Origin of the sequence: Agromyces laixinhei (assembly GCF_006337065.1) — a bacterium.
GTDB classification, from domain to species: domain Bacteria; phylum Actinomycetota; class Actinomycetes; order Actinomycetales; family Microbacteriaceae; genus Agromyces; species Agromyces laixinhei.
This window is the reverse complement of record NZ_CP040872.1, coordinates 1556010-1571847: the sequence shown is the minus strand read 5'-3', so window position 1 is coordinate 1571847 and position 15838 is coordinate 1556010. Positions and strand designations below refer to the sequence as shown.

Sequence of the window (15838 nt, the reverse complement as noted above, 5' to 3'; positions counted from 1 at the left end):
ACCTTCATGTCCGGGCTTCGGGCCGGGCTTCATGTCCGGGCTTCAGGCCGGGCTTCGGGCCGGCGCGGGATCTCCAGCCACAGGTCGACCTCGGCCTCGTCGGAGTCGGATGTCGACGCCTCCGTCTCGCGAAGCCCGACGACGGTGACCGCGATGGGCGAAGCCTCGGCCGCGGTGCGGACGATGATGCGATCGGCGGTCGATCCCGCGACGGCATCCGCGAGTCGGGACAGCACCCGGTCGCGCTCCGCCTCGTCGAGGTCGTCGATGCCGCCCTCGTCGAGCAGTGTGACCGTGATGCCGCGGGCGCGAGCGCGCTGCACCTCGAAGCGCACGGCGTCGGTCAGCAGCATCCGCCCGCGGATCTCGTCGCGGATGGCCGCCTCGAGTGTGCGGCACTCGTCACGTTGCGCCTCGCTGAGCGCGCCGCCACGATCCACGATGCGTCGGAGCATCGGCGCGGCGAGCCGGTTCGTCGAGGCGAGGCGCATGCGCCCCTCGAACAGGTGCGCGTCCTGGGCGGCCTGCCAGGCTGCGGCCTCCCGCTCGGCCTGCGCGTAGCGCCGGGTCTCGCGCGAAGCGCCCGCCAGAGCGGTCGTCAGCATGTGGGCGATCCCGACCCAGACGATGCTTCCGATCACCCCGAGGCCGCCGAGGGCGAGCGGGCCGGCCCACACGACGCTCTGCACCGCGAGGACGGCGACGCCGAGCCAGGCGGCCGTCAGCTGCCGACGAGCCGCCGTGATCGTCATGAGCGTGCCCACCGCGGCGACGTACCAGGTCGCGTACCCGTTCTCGGCGTCCGGGTCGAGCTGGCTCGTCACGAGGAGCGGCAGCACGATCGAGACGGCGAGGTCGAACGCGGCGAGCCATTCCGGCATCCGCAGGCGCGTGGTCGGCCAGAGGCTGAGCACGGTGGCCGTCGAGTAGAGCAGGAGGGCCACGACGGCCGGCCACGGCGAAGCGGCGCGGCCCAGCGAGTAGATGCCGAGCACCACGTGGTAAGCCGAGAACAGGGCCCCGAGTACGAGCAGAAGCCAGCGGGGAATCGAGATCATGCGCTGCCTCCCGCCCCCTGCGGCCAGGCGAGAGTCACGGTCGTACCGTGCCCGATGCGAGACTCGATCCGCGCCGCCCCTCCCGCATTCGCCATGCGCTCCGCGATCGAGATGCGGAGGCCGAGGCGCCCTTCCGGCACCCGCGCGAGATCGAAGCCGCACCCGTTGTCGGCGACCTCGATGACGCAGCCGCCCGCGCGCACGCCCCGGATGCGGAGTTCGCGTCTCGTCGACAGGGGCGGTTCGTCGGCGTGCTGCAGGCTGTTGACCATCGCCTGCACCGCGGCCGCGTACAACGCCTCGACGGCCTCGACGGGCAGCTCGACGCCGCCGGCGTTGACGGTTCGCACGGTGAACGGCGTGTTGAACGTCGTGAGGGCGGCGCGCAGCCGCCGCACCAGCACCGGAAGCGCCACCCGGTCGAGTGCGCGCGGACCGGTCGCCCCGGCCTCGTCGAGTCGTCGCACGGCATCGCGCGCCATGCGCGCAGCGAGCTCCTGCTGATCCGGCGATGTCGCGACGGCGGCGGTGAGCAGTGTGGTCAGCACGCTGTCGTGCACGAGCGCGTCGACCTTGACCCGCTCGATCTCGTTCGCGTGCAGGCGCGCAGCGACGTCGTATCGATCGAGCGCGGCCTCCTGCGCCGAGTCGACGGCCTTCGCCGCCTGGCGCAGCATCGTGACGATCACGAGCACGACCCCGCCGAGCACGACCGAGTACAGGGCGTCGAGCACCGAGAGCAACGGCCCTGCGTCGCCGCCGGCAGGGAGGAGCCGGACCGCGCCGTAGATGGCAGGCACGACGACCGTGTACACGGCCGCCCAGATCGGCGGCATCGCCACGACGGCGGCGGTGGTCGCAACCGTGCAGAGGTAGTAGAGCCACGGAGCACCGCCGTCGAGTGCCGCCGGGTTCTCGACGAGGAACGGCCACGCGACGAGCGCGAGCGCATAGAGCGCGGCGAAGGCGAAACACGCGGTGCGCACCGCGATCTTCGTCACGGTCGCAACAGCGAGGGCGACGATCGCGCCGTAGAGCACGGCCATGAGGGCGATACCGGCCCCGGGTACGAGTGCGTCGGCCTGTTCGAGCGCCATCGGCACGGTCTGCGCTCCGAAGACGAGGCCGACGAGGCCGAGCGCGCGGCCCGTCACGGTCTCGACCTGCGCGCGGGTCACCGGGGAGCGGCGACGCGCGATGCGCGTCACCCGCCAGTCAACGGCGGGCATCTCCGCCATCGTCGAGGCCGGGGAGGATCCCGTCCTCGACCGCCCGGCGCAACAGGTCGACCTTCGTCGGGGCCGGACGGCCCACCTCGATGTACTTCGCGCGGATGCGGTCGAGGTACTCGCGCGCGGTCGAGTGGGCGATGCCGAGCTGAAGGGCGACGAGCTTCAACGGCAGCCCCGAGGCATAGAGGTGCAGCACGTCGTGTTCGCGCCGCCCGAGCTGGGCCCTCGCGAAGTCGCTATCGGCCTCGATCGCACTCGCCCACTCGACGTTGTTGAGTGCCTCGCCCCGCGCCACCGTGGCGATCGCGGCGATCACCGCTGCCGTCGGCGCGGACTTCGGAATCACGCCCGCCGCCCCCGCCGCGAGCGATTCGCGCACCGCCGCGACACGGTCGGCGATGCTGTGCACGAGCACGGCGCTGCCCGTCGCGAGCACGGCGTGCACGTTCTCGGTCACCGACGAGCCGTCGCCGAGCGACAGATCGAGCACGACGACGTCGCAAGTGCGCCCAGCGAGACGATCGAGCAGTTCGGGCACGCTCGCGGCATCGACCACGACCTCGTACCCGGCGTCTCGACATGCCGCGCGCAACCCGAGTCGCACGGCCTCGTGGTCGTCGACGATCGCGATGGTCGCCGCGGAATCCGCTGCTGGTGTGGGCGCTCCGGCCACGACGTCCCCCTCTTCCTCGATCACACGATAGCGCGGAGCCGGGCGACCGCCTCGACGTGGTGCGTGTTCGGGAACAGGTCGACCGCGCGCAACGCGTCGAGTTCGTAGCCGCGTTCGCGGAAGAGGCCGACATCGCGGGCGAAGGCGACGGGGTCGCACGCGACGTACACGAGCTGGCGCGGTCGCAGCTCTGCGAGTCGCTCGACGACCTCGCGCCCGGCGCCCGCGCGCGGCGGGTCGAGCACGATCGTGGCGTCGCGGAGGCCGGCCCGTTCTGCGGCACCGTCGGACAGGAGCTCCGCGAGGTACCGGTCGACGCGAGCCGTCACGGCGCGGGCACCGAGCCATTCGGCGAGGTTCGCTCCGGCGTGCTCGGTCGCCCGCGCATCGGACTCGACCGTCGTGATGCGCACGGTCTCGCCGAAGCGGTCGCCGACGGCAGCGGCGAGCAGCCCCACGCCGCCGTAGAGGTCGTGGTTCGCCGCCCGCGGGTCGAAGAGGTCGCCGTCGATGAGCTCCTGCACCGCGCGGGTGAGCGTCGCCGCCGCCCCGCGGTGCACCTGCCAGAATCCGTCGCGGTCGAGCCGGAACGTGCGGTCGCCGACGCGTTCCTCGATCGTCGGGCGCACGCCACGCGGCATCCGCTCGACCGAGGCCATGACGATCGCCGGATCACCGACGCTCGGCGCCACCAGATCGATCGCCGAGGCGCCGGGGAACCGGTCGTCGAGCGGCGACAGGGCGGCCAGCTCGGGAACGGCGAGTGGCACGGATGCCACCGGGACGATCGTGTGACTCCGCGCCGCATACGGTCCCACCCGCCCGTCGGCGCCGACGTGGAGGCGCATGCGGGTGCGCCATCCGGTGCCGTCGTCGAGCGATGCCCCCGGCGCGAGCGCCGGGTCGACCGGCGCGACCTCGACCGCGACCTCGAGACCCGCCATGCGGGAGAGCGCCTCACGCAGTACCTCGCCCTTCAGCTCGCGCTGCCGCTCGATGCGGATGTGCCCGAACTCCGCGCCGCCGGCGCGGCGCTCAGGCGCCCGGTCGACGGATGCCTCGGACCACACGTGCTCGCGGCGGTCGGGCGAGGCCTCGAGCACCTCGACGGTCTCCGCTCGCCAGAACCTCTCCTTGCCCTGGTCGCTGACCCGTGCTGCGACCCGCTCGCCGGGGATCGCGTCGGCCACGAACACGACACGCCCGTCATGGCGGGCGACGAAGACGCCGCCGTGCGCGACGCGCTCGATCTCGAGCTCGATCACCGGCCCGTCGGTGGCGGGCGGCTTCGGAGACGGGCGCGGTGATCGCGGAGGCTTGCGCCCGCCGCTTCGACGTGGGCGTCGGTTCTCTGGCATGCATCGAGCATTCCACAGCGCAGCGAGGCCGGGCAGGATGGACGCATGCGCCTCTACCTCGCCTCGACGTCGCCCGCCCGATTGCAGACCCTTCGCGCGGCCGGAATCGAACCCACCGCAGCGCCTCCGGGGGTCGATGAAGATGCGGTCGTCGCGGCGCACGAGGCGGGATCCGGCCCGCTCGCCGCGCGCGACATGGTACAGGTGCTCGCGCAGGCGAAGGCCGAGGCGCTCGTCGGTGCCACGATCGGCGGCGCGCCCGTCGACGGCCTCATCCTCGGGGGCGACTCCGCGTTCCTGACCGGCGGGCAGATCCACGGAAAGCCGCACCGTCCCGACGTCGCGAGGCAGCGCTGGCTCGCCCAGAACGGCGGCCACGGCGAGCTCTGGTCGGGGCACTGGCTCATCGACCACCGCGGCGGGCGACCGAACGCGGCAGTCGGGCGGGCTGATGTCGCGACCGTGCACTTCGCGGCCCTCGACGAGGTCGAGATCGACGCCTACATCGCCACGGGCGAACCGCTGCTCGTGGCCGGCGCGTTCACGATCGACAGCCTCGGCGGACCGTTCATCCGGCGCGTCGAGGGCGACCCGTCGACGGTCGTGGGCCTCTCGCTCTCGACACTGCGCGACCTCGTGCGCGAACTCGGCGTCGCGTGGCCGTCGCTCTGGAATCGCTCGCCCGCCACCGAATGAGCCCGCACATCGATTGTCGATGCCCGCAAGAGACATCCGCTCTTTTTGTGGAAGGCGCCCAAAGAGCCGAACGCCCAGCCCAATAGGCTTGAGCATTATGCCGCGCATCTCCAAGGTCCTCATCGCCAACCGTGGCGAGATCGCCGTCCGCGTCATCCGGGCCGCTCGTGACGCCGGTCTCGGCTCCGTCGCCGTCTACGCCGACCAGGACCGCGACGCCCGGCACGTGAAGCTCGCCGACGAGGCCTACGCCCTCGACGGCGCCACGAGCGCCGACACCTACCTCGTGATCGACAAGCTCCTCTCGGTGGCCCGCCGCTCGGGCGCCGACGCCGTGCACCCGGGCTACGGCTTCCTCGCCGAGAACCCCGACTTCGCCCGCGCCGTCATCGCCGCGGGTCTCATCTGGATCGGCCCTTCGCCCGAGGCCATCGAGCGACTCGGCGACAAGGTCTCCGCGCGCCACGTCGCCGAGAAGGTCGGTGCCCCGCTCGCACCCGGCACCCTCAACCCCGTTGCAGATGCCTCGGAGGTGCTCGACTTCGTCGATGTGCACGGCCTGCCCGTGGCCATCAAGGCGGCGTTCGGCGGCGGCGGCCGGGGCCTGAAGGTCGCCCGCACCCGCGAAGAGGTGCCCGAGCTCTTCGATTCGGCGACTCGCGAGGCGGTGGCCGCGTTCGGCCGCGGGGAGTGCTTCGTCGAGAAGTACCTCGACAAGCCGCGCCACGTCGAGACCCAGTGCCTCGCCGACGCGCACGGCAACGTCGTCGTCGTCTCGACGCGCGACTGCTCGCTGCAGCGTCGGCACCAGAAACTCGTCGAGGAGGCGCCGGCGCCGTTCCTCACCGAGGCGCAGACGACCGCGCTCTACTCAGCGTCGAAAGCCATCCTGAAGGAGGTCGGCTACGTCGGCGCCGGCACCTGCGAGTTCCTCATCGGGCAAGACGGCACCGTCTCCTTCCTCGAGGTCAACACGCGCCTCCAGGTCGAGCACCCGGTCTCCGAAGAGGTCACCGGCATCGACCTCGTGCGCGAGCAGTTCCGCCTCGCCGAGGGCGGCGTGCTCGACTACGCCGACCCCGAGACGACCGGCCACTCGATCGAGTTCCGCATCAACGGCGAAGACCCCGGCCGCGGCTTCCTGCCCGCACCCGGCCCCGTGCACCAATTGCGCTTCCCGGGTGGCCCCGGCGTTCGCATCGACTCCGGCGTCACCTCGGGCGACGAGATCTCGGGCGCGTTCGACTCGCTGCTCGCCAAGCTCATCGTCACCGGTCGCGACCGCAAGGACGCGCTCGAGCGCGCTCGCCGTGCCCTCGAGGAGTTCGAGGTCGCCGGCCTGCCCACCGTGCTCCCGTTCCACCGCGACATCGTGAACAATCAGGCGTTCGCGCCCGCCGACGACCGGCCCTTCTCCATCTACACGCGCTGGATCGAGACCGAGTACGACAACCGGCTCGAGCCGTGGTCGGGCGAACTCGCCGATTCCGCCGGCCCCGCCGAACGCACGAACGTCGTCGTCGAGGTCGCGGGCCGCCGCGTCGAGGTCACGCTGCCGAAGCGACTCGCGGGCGGGCCCGCGGCAGCGCACACGGCCGGCGCCGCTCCTCGTCGCCGCGCTGCTTCGCACGCCGTCGACACCGGCACGGGCGACGCCGTGAAGGCGCCGATGCAGGCGACCATCGTGAAGGTCGCCGTCGCCGAGGGCGACAAGGTCGTCAAGGGCGATCTCGTGCTCGTGCTCGAGGCGATGAAGATGGAGCAGCCGATCCTCGCCCACAAAGACGGCGTCATCGGCTCCGTCAACGCCGAGGCCGGATCCACGGTCTCGAGCGGGCACCTGCTGCTCGCGATCAACGACGCCTGACCCCTCCCCACCCACTTTTCTCAGGAAGTTTCCGCTCGTCACGACCGGATTCGGCGGATTTCTCCTGAGAAGTGGGGTATTCGGGCTTGCGGTTCCTGAGAAGCGTCGTGGCAGGCAGCCGACCGGCGCGGGTGCCTCGATCGGTTCAGGCGGCCAACGCGGCGAGCGCCTCGACGACGAGACGAACGGCGGCGAATCGATCGGCGATAACCTGCTGAGCGGGAATGCGCAACGTCGGAACGCCGCGCCCGAGCATGACCGCATCACGGCCCCGGTCGCGGCGGAACGCGACGCGGTTCCGGTGGTGACGGTACCCGTCGACCTCGACGATCAACCGGCCCTCAACGAGGAAGTCGACGAACCCGACTCCGTCGAAGGGCACTTGCTGAGCGAACCGGATTCCGAGTGCCCGGAACGTCTCGGCGAGCAGGGTCTCGGCGCCTGATCCATCGACGCCGTGGAGCACGATGCCGGCGAGACGCTCCGGCGCTGTCGCGTCGAGCAACTGCTGCGCCGCCTCCAGACTGAGTTGCTTCGTCTGCACCACCGATTCGAACGCCGCGATCACGTCGACGCGAGCCTGGCATCTCGCGACCTGTCCAAGAGATCGTTCGAGTGGCACCCGCCATGACGACTCCGCTGGAGCACGCAAGGACACGGCGACGTCGGACCAGTGCAGCGTGAGTTCGATGGTGCTGCGATCCGCCGTGAGCGGCTCGTCACACGGCACGAGCACGCGATTGGTACGAAGCCGCGCAGCGTTCGCAGGCAACGAGACATGGACGGTCCCGTCGGCGTCGTCCCAGAGGCCATAGCTTCGCGCTGCAGTCGTGCAGCCGAGCCGCCCGCCGAGTCGAACGGCCGCGACCGCGGCCGCCGGCGCGGTCGGCACCGCGTAGTGGGCCCGACGGATGCGTCGCACTTCGCCCGCCCGCACTGAGAACGAGATCTCCGGACCGCGTACTCCTGCGGCGACCAGCTGATCACGGGTGGCGATCCCGTCGAACGCGGTGAGTACGGAGAGAATTCGCGACATTCCAGGAGCATGAGCCCTGCTGACGGAGCGCGGTCGCCGTGACATCCGATCTGTGGACACCTGGCCTTGATATCCGCAGGGGAGGACGACTCGCCCAGCACACCCGCGAGTTTGCGCTTCTCAGGAACACCCCCACGAAACAGCCCCCTTCTCAGGAGAATTCTGGGCAAGGTCGTGTCACCGCCAGAAAATCTCCTGAAAAGAGTGGGTCGGGTCGAGATGGTCGGAGTCAGGGGCTGCCTTGCGGGGTGGGCAGCTCGACCTCGCTGACCTGCTCGAGGCCGAGCCGCGAGCGACGCCGGCCGTACAGCAGGTAGATCACGATGCCGATCGCGAGCCACACCAGGAAGCGCACCCACGTCAACGTCGTCAGGTTGAACATCAGCCAGACGCACAGTGCGGCCGAGAGGATCGGCAGCACGGGCGACCACGGCACGCGGAACCCGCGCGGCAGGTCGGGCCGCGTGCGGCGGAGCACCACGACGCCGATCGACACGAGCACGAAGGCCGAGAGCGTGCCGATGTTGATCATCTCCTCGAGGAGGCCGACGTCGGTGAACGCCGCGACGAAGGCGACCAGGGTGCCCGCGATGATCTGCACGCGTGCGGGCGTCTTCGTGTGCTCGGTGGTCTTCGACAGCCACCTCGGAAGCAGCCCGTCGCGGCTGAGGGCGAACACGATGCGCGAGAGTCCGAGGAGGATGATCATGATCACCGTCGTGAGCCCGGCGAGCGCGCCGAGCGAGATGATCGCCGAGGCCCAGTCCTGCCCGACCAGCCGGAACGCGGTCGCGAGCGACGGCGTCTCCTCTGCGGCGAGATCCCGATACGAGACCATGCCCGTCATGACGATCGAAACGAGCACGTAGAGCAACGTGACGATGGCGAGCCCGAGGAAGATGCCTCGCGGCAGTCGCTTCTGCGGCTCGCGCACCTCCTCGGCGCTCGTGGCGACGACATCGAAGCCGATGAACGCGAAGAAGACGAGCGCTGCCGCCGAGAGCATGCCGAAGACGCCGTACTGCGCGGGCGCGGCGCCGGTCATCCAGGAGAAGAGCGACTGCGTCCAGACATCCGTCGCGCCGCCCTCGGTCGGCACCGACTCGGGGATGAACGGCGTGAAGTTCGCCGCCTTCACGAAGAAGAAACCGGCCACGATCACGAAGACGACGATCGCGACCTTGATGATCGTGAACACCGCGCCGACCCGCGCGGTGAGCTTCGTGCCGGCAACGAGCAGCGCCGTGAAGACGGCGACGATGAGGAACGCAGGCCAGCTCACCTCGATGCCGCCGAGCTGGAAGGTCGCGGGGAAGGGCAGCCCGAACGCGAGCAGGGCCTCACCGAGGTAGACGCCCCAGTACTTCGCGAGCACCGCGGCCGCGGTGAAGAGTTCGAGGATGAGGTCCCACCCGATGATCCAGGCGAGCAGCTCCCCCATGGTCGCGTAGGTGAAGGTGTAGGCGCTTCCGGCGACCGGCACGGTCGAGGCGAACTCCGCGTAGCACATGATCGCGAGCCCGCACGTGACGGCAGCGAGCACGAAGGAGAGGATGACGCTCGGCCCGGCGAAGTTCGCCGCGGCCTGCGCGCCGACCGAGAAGATGCCCGCTCCCACCGCGACCGCGATGCCCATGAGCGCGAGATCCCACGTGCCGAGCGAGCGTTTCAGGCTCCGCTCCTCGTCGTGGGAGTCGGCGATCGAGGACTCGACCGATTTCACTCGCAGGTTCATCGCTACCCCCTGAGATTCGCGCGCCCCGCGGCGCCGCAACCCTCAGCGTACGACGTGCATGGCCCGCGCGGCATCCGTCAACGAACCGCTGAGCGAGGGATAGACCGGGAACGCCTCGGCGAACTGGTCGACCGTGAGCCGGTGCTCGATGGCGAGCGCGAGCGGGAAGATGAGCTCGGAGGCCTTCGGCGCCACGATGACACCGCCGATGATCGCACCCGAACCGTTCGATGCGAAGAGCTTCACGAATCCGTCGCGGATGCCCATCATCTTCGCCCGCGCGTTCGACGACAGGGGCAGCTTGTAGACGACGCCCGGCACGACCCCCTCGTCGATCTCCTTCTCGGTCCAGCCGACCGTGGCGATCTCGGGCTGCGTGAAGATGTTCGAGGTGATGTTGCGCAGTTCGGGCGGATTCACGATGTCGCCCATCGCGTGGAACACCGCCGTGCGGCCCTGCATCGAGGCCACCGAGGCGAGCGGCAGGAAGGTCGTGCAGTCACCCGCGGCGTAGATGTTGGGCATCGAGGTGCGCGCGACCCGGTTCACGCGGATGTGGCCGCTCTCGGCGACCTGCACGCCGGCGTCTTCGAGGCCGAGGTCGGCAGTGTTGGGCACCGAACCGACCGCCATGAGGCAGTGGCTGCCGCGCACCTCGCGTCCGTCGGTGAGGGTCGCGACGACCGAGTCGCCGTCGCGCACGACGGACTCCGCGCGCGACTTGTTCATGACCTTCATGCCGTTGCGCTTGAAGACCTTCTCGATGACGGATGCCGCGTCGGCATCTTCACCCGGAAGCACCTGGTCGCGGCTCGAGATGAGCGTGACCTTCGCGCCGAGGGCACGGTACGCCGAGGCGAACTCGGCGCCCGTGACGCCGGAGCCGACCACGATGAGGTGCTCGGGCACCTGCTGCAGGCGGTAGAGCTCGGTCCACGTGAGGATGCGCTCGCCGTCGGGCACCGCGGTCGGCAGCACGCGCGGCGAGCTGCCCACCGAGATCACGAGCGTATCGGCCTCGATGCGGTCGAAGTCGGTGCCGCCCTTCGCGGTCGACACGATGACGGCGTTGGGCCCGTCGAGCCGGCCCTCACCCTGCACGAGATTCACGCCCGCCTCGATGAGGTTGCCGCGCATGTCTTCCGACTGCTGGGCGGCGAGGCCGAGCAGGCGCTTGTTGACGGCGGCGAGGTTGATCGCGACGCTCGGCTTCACGGCCTTGTCGGAATCGCCCTTCGCGAAGAACTGCACGCCGAGGTCGGCGGCCTCCTTCGCAGCGTTCGAGGCCTCTGCGGTGGCGATGAGGGACTTCGACGGCACGACATCGGTGAGCACGGCCGAACCGCCGACGCCCGCACGTTCGACGAGCGTGACCTCCGCTCCGAGCTGCGCGCCCGCGAGCGCCGCCTCGTAGCCTCCTGGTCCGCCGCCGAGGACGGCAATTCTCTGGGTGCGCTCGAACTCGTAGGCCATGCTCACATTCTGTCAGCTGTCGGCATCGAGCCGGCAAACGAGCAGGAGCACGCCGCGGCATCCGCTGCTCATTTAGAGTGGGACGATGCACGCTGCCAACCCGCTTGACGATCCTGCCGCAGACCCGTTCGAGATCGCGGCGCTCGCGGCCGCCCGCATCGCGGAGCTCACCGGGGTCGAGCGTCACGACATCGGCCTCACCCTCGGCAGCGGCTGGCGTCGCGCCGCCGATCTCATCGGCGAGACGACGCACACGATCCCCGCGACCGAGATTCCGGGCTTCTCCGAGCCCGCGCTCGAGGGCCACGTCGGCACCCTGCGCTCGGTGCTGCTGCCGAGCGGCAAGCGCGCCCTCGTCATCGGCGCGCGCACCCATTACTACGAAGACCACGGCGTGCGCCGCGTCGTGCACTCGGTGCGCACGGCGGCCGCGACCGGAGCGACCACGATGATCCTCACGAACGGCGCCGGCGGCATCAAGGAGCACTGGACGCCGGGCACCCCGGTGCTCATCAGCGACCACATCAACCTGACGGCCGATTCGCCGCTCGAGGGCGCGACCTTCGTCGATCTCACCGATCTCTACTCGAAGCGACTCCGCGACCTCGCCCGCTCGATCGACCCGAGCCTCGACGAGGGCGTCTACTGCCAGTTCCGCGGGCCGCACTACGAGACGCCGGCCGAGGTGTCGATGGTGAAGATCATCGGCGGCGACATCGTCGGCATGTCGACGGCGCTCGAGGCCATCGCCGCCAGGCAGTCGGGCATGGAGGTGCTCGGGATGTCGCTGATCACGAACCTCGCGGCCGGAATCCAGCAGACGCCGCTGAGCCACGAAGAGGTCATCGAGGCGGGTCGCATGGCCGAACCGGTGATCTCGAGCCTGCTCGCCAAGATCGTCGCAGAGCTCTAGGGGGCAGCGGATGCCGCAGACCGACCGTTCCGAGGACACCGAGCGCATCGCCCTCGCCGAGGCCTGGCTCCGCCAGGATCCCGACCCCGAGACCCGTACCGAGCTCTCGTCGATCGTCGACGCGGTGCGCGGCGGCGACCCCGCGGCATCCGCAGACCTCGCCGACCGATTCGATCAGCGGCTCGCCTTCGGCACCGCCGGCCTCCGCGGTGAGATCGCGGCCGGACCGAACCGGATGAATCGGGTGCTCGTGGCCCAGGCGGCCGCCGGACTCGCCGCCTACCTCATCGAACATGGCGAGCTCGGGCAGACCCCCTCGGTCGTGATCGGGTACGACGGCCGGAAGAACTCCTCCGTGTTCGCGCGCGACACCGCCGAGATCATGGCGGGCGCCGGGATTCGAGGCATCCTGCTGCCCCGGCTGCTGCCGACGCCGGTGCTCGCGTTCGCCGTGCGGTACTTCGACGTGTCGGCGGGTGTCATGGTGACGGCGTCGCACAACCCGCCGAACGACAACGGCTACAAGGTCTACCTCGGCGGCGCCGACCAAGGTTCGCAGATCGTCGCACCGGCCGACGCCGAGATCGCCGCGCAGATCCAGCGGGTCGCTGACACCGTGCTCGTGCCCGATCTGCCCCGCGCCGTGTTCGAGACGGCGGCCGAGTCCATGATCGACGAGTACATCCGTCAGACCGCGCAAGTCGCTGCTCCCCCGGCCGCGCAGCCGCGGGTCGTGTACACCGCGATGCACGGTGTCGGATGGCAGACGATGGCGAGCGTGCTCGCGGCGGCGGGCTTCGACCCGCCACAGCTCGTCGAGGAGCAGATCGAGCCCGACGCGACGTTTCCGACCGTATCGTTCCCGAACCCGGAAGAGCCCGGCGCCATGGACCTCTCGTTCGCGCGCGCGGCAGAGGTCGGCGCCGAACTCATCGTGGCGAACGACCCCGATGCCGACCGGCTCGCGATCGCGATCCCCGACGCGGCCGCGAAGGCCGGCTACCGGCGGCTCACCGGCAACGAGGTCGGCCTCGTGCTCGGTTGGCAGGCGGCCGAACGTGCCGCTGCGGCCCCGGGCGACGCCGGCCCGAGCGGTGCGCTCGCGTGCTCGATCGTCTCCTCCCCCGGCCTCGAGGCGATCGCGAAGGCGTACGACCTCGACTTCGAGGCGACACTCACCGGGTTCAAGTGGATCTCGCGCGCACCCGGGCTCGTCTTCGGCTTCGAAGAAGCGCTCGGATACCTCGTGAACCCCGGCACCGTGCGTGACAAGGACGGCATCTCCGCGGGTCTCGCCTTCCTCTCGCTCGCGGCGGAGTTGAAGGCAGAGGGGCGCACTGTGGCCGATCATCTCGACGCCTTCGTCGAGCGGTTCGGATGTCACGATTCCGCCCAGGTCTCGATCAGGGTCACCGAGCTCGCACGCATCGACGAGATCATGGCGCGGCTCCGTGCCGAGCCTCCAGCGTCGATCGGCGGCATCCGGGTCGAGCGCGTCGACGACCTCGCCGACGGGTTCGGCGCGCTGCCGCCCTCCGACGTGCTCCGCATCGTGCTCGATGGCGGCGGCCGGGTGATGGTGCGCCCGAGCGGCACCGAGCCGAAGCTCAAGATCTACATCGATGCCGTGTCCGAGACGGGTACGGTGGCGGAGCGCCGCGGCGCGGCATCCGCTGCCGTCACGGCGCTCGAAGCAGGCATGCGAGAACTCGTCGCGTAGCGTGCGGTTCGCTGCGGTGCGGTGCGCTGCGGTGCGGTGCGCTGCGTCGCGTAGCGTGCGGCGCGTTCAGCCGAGGGAGGTCTCGAGCTTCGCGCTGATCTCGTCGACGTCGAAGTAGTTCGACACCTCGACGATCTCGGCGAAGCTGCGACCGATCGCGCTGCGCACCGCGTCGGCGAGCTCGCTCGAGGTCAGGATCACCTGCGCGTCGGCCGCCGATGCGGCGATGCCGGCGAGGTCGCTCGCATCGACATCGGCGGAGAGGCCCAGTCGGTCGAGCGCGCGCTCGGCGTTGACCTTCAGGATTGCGGAGGTGCCGATACCCAGCCCGCAGACGGCGACGATCTTCACGCCTCCGCCTCTCCGTCGGAGCCTTCGGCTCGCTCGGTGCCTTCGGCTCGCTCGGAGCCTTCGGCTCGCTCGGTGCTCTCGGAGCTCTCGGAGCTCTCGGTGCCCTCGGCGCTCTCGAAGCCGAGCAGCGATCGCACCTCGTCGGTCGTCTCGGCCCGCGCCATGCGGCCGACGATGCCGCTGTCGTTGAACGCGTTCGCGAGCCGCGCCACTCGGGCAACGTGCTCTTCGGCGTTGGCCACCGCGAGCCCGACGACGATGCGTACCGGGTCGTTGTGCGGGTGTCCGAACGGCACCGGTTCGGCGAGGGTCACCACCGAGAGCCCTTCGCGGCGCACGTCCGGGCCGGGCCGGGCGTGCGCGAGCGCGAGCCCGGGAGCGATCACGACGTAGGCCCCGAACTCCTCGATGACTCCGATCATTCGATCGGCGTAACCTGACGCGGTCGACCCCGAGCGCACGAGCGCACGGCCGGCCTCGCGCACCGCGGCACGCCAGTCGTCGACGTGCGCACCGAGCACGATGGCCTCGTCGGGAAGCGGCGGGTGGGTCATGAGGATCCGTTCAGGGTGATACAGGCGGGCGCGCGGTGCTCCGGGGCATCCGCGGGTCAGGCGTCGTCGAAGCCGTCTTGGATCAGCTCGGCGAGCTCTTCACGGTCGTCGAGCGGCAGGAACGCGGCCGCGGCCGCGTTGAGCTGGAAGGTCTCGAAGTCGTCGAGGTCGTAGCCGAAGGCATCGCTCAGCAGCGCGAGCTCGCGAGTGAGCGTCGTACCCGACTGCAGCCGGTTGTCGGTGTTGACCGTCACACGGAAGCCGAGCTGGTACAGCAGATCGAACGGGTGATCGATGAGTTCGTCGCCCCACGCCGCGATCGCACCGGTCTGCAGGTTCGACGACGGACTCGTCTCGAGCGCGATCTCGCGGTCGCGCACCCACTGGGCGATCGGGCCGAGCGAGACGTAGGTGTTCTCGTCGTCTTGACGATCGATCAGCAGGTCTTCGGCGATTCGCACACCGTGACCGAGCCGCAGCGCTCGCCCGTCGAAGAGGGCACTGCGGATGGATTCGAGGCCGTCGGCTTCTCCGGCGTGCACGGTCACCGGCAGGTACTGGCTCGCGAGATAGTCGAACGCCGTGCGATGACGGCTCGGCAGGAAGCCGGCCTCGGGGCCTGCGATGTCGAAGCCGACGACCCCGCGATCGCGGTGCCGCACCGCGAGCTCGGCGATCTCGAGGCCGCGATCGGCATGGCGCATGGCGGTCACGAGCTGACCGGCTCGGATGCTTCGGCCCTGGCCCCGCACGTCGTCGGTACCCTGCTCGATGCCGGCCTGCACCGCCTCGACGGTCTCGTCGAGGCTGAGACCCCGGGTGAGGTGCTGCTCGGGCGCCCAGCGGATCTCGCCATAGATCACGCCGTCGGCGGCCAGATCCTGCACGAACTCGCGCGCGACCCTGGTGAGGCCCTCGCGGGTCTGCATGACGGCGGTCGTGAGGTCGAACGTCTTCAGGTACTCGACGAGCGAGCCGGAGTTCGACTGCTCGGCGAACCACTCGCCGAGTCCATCGGCGTCGGATGCCGGCACCTCGTGCCCGATCTCATCGGCGAGTTCGATGAGCGTCTGCGGGCGCAGACCGCCGTCGAGGTGGTCGTGCAGCGAGATCTTCGGCAGCGATTGGATGTTCGTGCCGTCGCCTTCGAGGCGGTACTCCGTCGGAATCGT

Annotated in this window: 14 protein-coding genes; 4 read left to right on the top strand and 10 right to left on the bottom strand. The window is 70.3% G+C overall.

The window, feature by feature from the left end; translation table 11 throughout:
• Positions 1-29 precede the first annotated feature (29 nt).
• Genes FHG54_RS07420 through FHG54_RS07405 form a run of 4 tightly spaced genes read right to left on the bottom strand, consistent with a single transcriptional unit; the run spans position 30 to position 4321 of the window.
• Positions 30-1058: a hypothetical protein gene (locus tag FHG54_RS07420; RefSeq protein ID WP_139416711.1), complete on the bottom strand. Its 1029-nt coding sequence runs from the start codon at positions 1056-1058 to the stop codon at positions 30-32.
• The gene (locus FHG54_RS07415; RefSeq protein ID WP_168197139.1) at positions 1055-2287 is read right to left on the bottom strand and encodes a sensor histidine kinase; all 1233 of its coding nucleotides are present in this window, start codon (positions 2285-2287) and stop codon (positions 1055-1057) included. The genes FHG54_RS07420 and FHG54_RS07415 overlap by 4 nt, the downstream gene beginning before the upstream one ends.
• Positions 2274-2963 carry a response regulator transcription factor gene (locus tag FHG54_RS07410; RefSeq protein WP_139416709.1) on the bottom strand — a complete coding sequence of 230 codons (690 nt, stop codon included), beginning with the start codon at positions 2961-2963 and terminating at the stop codon, positions 2274-2276. Before FHG54_RS07410 ends, FHG54_RS07415 begins: the two co-directional genes overlap by 14 nt.
• A gap of 20 nt (positions 2964-2983) precedes the next feature.
• Positions 2984-4321: a class I SAM-dependent RNA methyltransferase gene (locus tag FHG54_RS07405; protein ID WP_139416708.1), complete on the bottom strand. Its 1338-nt coding sequence runs from the start codon at positions 4319-4321 to the stop codon at positions 2984-2986.
• Positions 4322-4366: 45 nt separating this feature from the next.
• Between FHG54_RS07405 and FHG54_RS07400 the strand changes: the two genes are divergently transcribed.
• Positions 4367-5017, top strand: coding sequence for a Maf family protein (locus FHG54_RS07400; RefSeq protein WP_139416707.1), 651 nt, complete (start codon positions 4367-4369; stop codon positions 5015-5017).
• A 97-nt stretch (positions 5018-5114) separates the two neighbouring features.
• The gene (locus FHG54_RS07395; protein ID WP_139416706.1) at positions 5115-6884 is read left to right on the top strand and encodes an acetyl/propionyl/methylcrotonyl-CoA carboxylase subunit alpha; all 1770 of its coding nucleotides are present in this window, start codon (positions 5115-5117) and stop codon (positions 6882-6884) included.
• A 145-nt stretch (positions 6885-7029) separates the two neighbouring features.
• Here FHG54_RS07395 and FHG54_RS07390 read toward each other — a convergent pair whose 3' ends face one another.
• From FHG54_RS07390 to FHG54_RS07380, 3 genes are all read right to left on the bottom strand, one after another.
• A complete protein-coding gene (locus FHG54_RS07390) occupies positions 7030-7920 on the bottom strand; it encodes an endonuclease domain-containing protein (RefSeq protein ID WP_168197138.1) in 891 nt (296 codons plus the stop codon).
• A 229-nt stretch (positions 7921-8149) separates the two neighbouring features.
• Entirely contained in the window at positions 8150-9655 is a 1506-nt protein-coding gene (locus FHG54_RS07385) for an APC family permease (RefSeq protein ID WP_139416704.1), read from the bottom strand.
• 42 nt (positions 9656-9697) lie between these two features.
• Entirely contained in the window at positions 9698-11128 is a 1431-nt protein-coding gene (locus FHG54_RS07380) for an NAD(P)H-quinone dehydrogenase (protein WP_139416703.1), read from the bottom strand.
• Between the two features lie 85 nt (positions 11129-11213).
• Here FHG54_RS07380 and FHG54_RS07375 point away from each other — a divergent pair, with 85 nt between their 5' ends.
• Positions 11214-12041, top strand: coding sequence for a purine-nucleoside phosphorylase (locus FHG54_RS07375; RefSeq protein ID WP_139416702.1), 828 nt, complete (start codon positions 11214-11216; stop codon positions 12039-12041).
• A 10-nt stretch (positions 12042-12051) separates the two neighbouring features.
• Complete coding sequence (locus FHG54_RS07370) at positions 12052-13761, top strand: phospho-sugar mutase (RefSeq protein ID WP_139416701.1); 1710 nt, start codon at positions 12052-12054, stop codon at positions 13759-13761.
• Positions 13762-13827: 66 nt separating this feature from the next.
• On the opposite strand, the gene FHG54_RS07365 is transcribed toward FHG54_RS07370, so the two are convergent.
• The 3 genes from FHG54_RS07365 to FHG54_RS07355 are packed head-to-tail and all read right to left on the bottom strand — an operon-like array spanning position 13828 to position 15835.
• A complete protein-coding gene (locus tag FHG54_RS07365) occupies positions 13828-14112 on the bottom strand; it encodes a PTS sugar transporter subunit IIB (RefSeq protein WP_139416700.1) in 285 nt (94 codons plus the stop codon).
• Positions 14109-14666 (bottom strand): PTS sugar transporter subunit IIA, encoded by a 558-nt coding sequence (locus FHG54_RS07360; protein ID WP_139416699.1) that lies wholly within the window; start codon positions 14664-14666, stop codon positions 14109-14111. The genes FHG54_RS07365 and FHG54_RS07360 overlap by 4 nt, the downstream gene beginning before the upstream one ends.
• A 56-nt stretch (positions 14667-14722) precedes the next feature.
• Complete coding sequence (locus FHG54_RS07355; RefSeq protein WP_139418341.1) at positions 14723-15835, bottom strand: adenosine deaminase; 1113 nt, start codon at positions 15833-15835, stop codon at positions 14723-14725.
• Positions 15836-15838: the final 3 nt, after the last annotated feature.

Coding starts and splice junctions, on each gene's coding strand:
- FHG54_RS07415 (WP_168197139.1), bottom strand. CDS start 2,287: ATGCCCGCCGTTGACTGGCGGGTGACGCGCATCGCGCGTCGCCGCTCC.
- FHG54_RS07395 (WP_139416706.1), top strand. CDS start 5,115: ATGCCGCGCATCTCCAAGGTCCTCATCGCCAACCGTGGCGAGATCGCC.
- FHG54_RS07360 (WP_139416699.1), bottom strand. CDS start 14,666: ATGACCCACCCGCCGCTTCCCGACGAGGCCATCGTGCTCGGTGCGCAC.
- FHG54_RS07370 (WP_139416701.1), top strand. CDS start 12,052: ATGCCGCAGACCGACCGTTCCGAGGACACCGAGCGCATCGCCCTCGCC.
- FHG54_RS07385 (WP_139416704.1), bottom strand. CDS start 9,655: ATGAACCTGCGAGTGAAATCGGTCGAGTCCTCGATCGCCGACTCCCAC.
- FHG54_RS07375 (WP_139416702.1), top strand. CDS start 11,214: ATGCACGCTGCCAACCCGCTTGACGATCCTGCCGCAGACCCGTTCGAG.
- FHG54_RS07420 (WP_139416711.1), bottom strand. CDS start 1,058: ATGATCTCGATTCCCCGCTGGCTTCTGCTCGTACTCGGGGCCCTGTTC.
- FHG54_RS07400 (WP_139416707.1), top strand. CDS start 4,367: ATGCGCCTCTACCTCGCCTCGACGTCGCCCGCCCGATTGCAGACCCTT.
- FHG54_RS07405 (WP_139416708.1), bottom strand. CDS start 4,321: ATGCCAGAGAACCGACGCCCACGTCGAAGCGGCGGGCGCAAGCCTCCG.
- FHG54_RS07390 (WP_168197138.1), bottom strand. CDS start 7,920: ATGTCGCGAATTCTCTCCGTACTCACCGCGTTCGACGGGATCGCCACC.
- FHG54_RS07380 (WP_139416703.1), bottom strand. CDS start 11,128: ATGGCCTACGAGTTCGAGCGCACCCAGAGAATTGCCGTCCTCGGCGGC.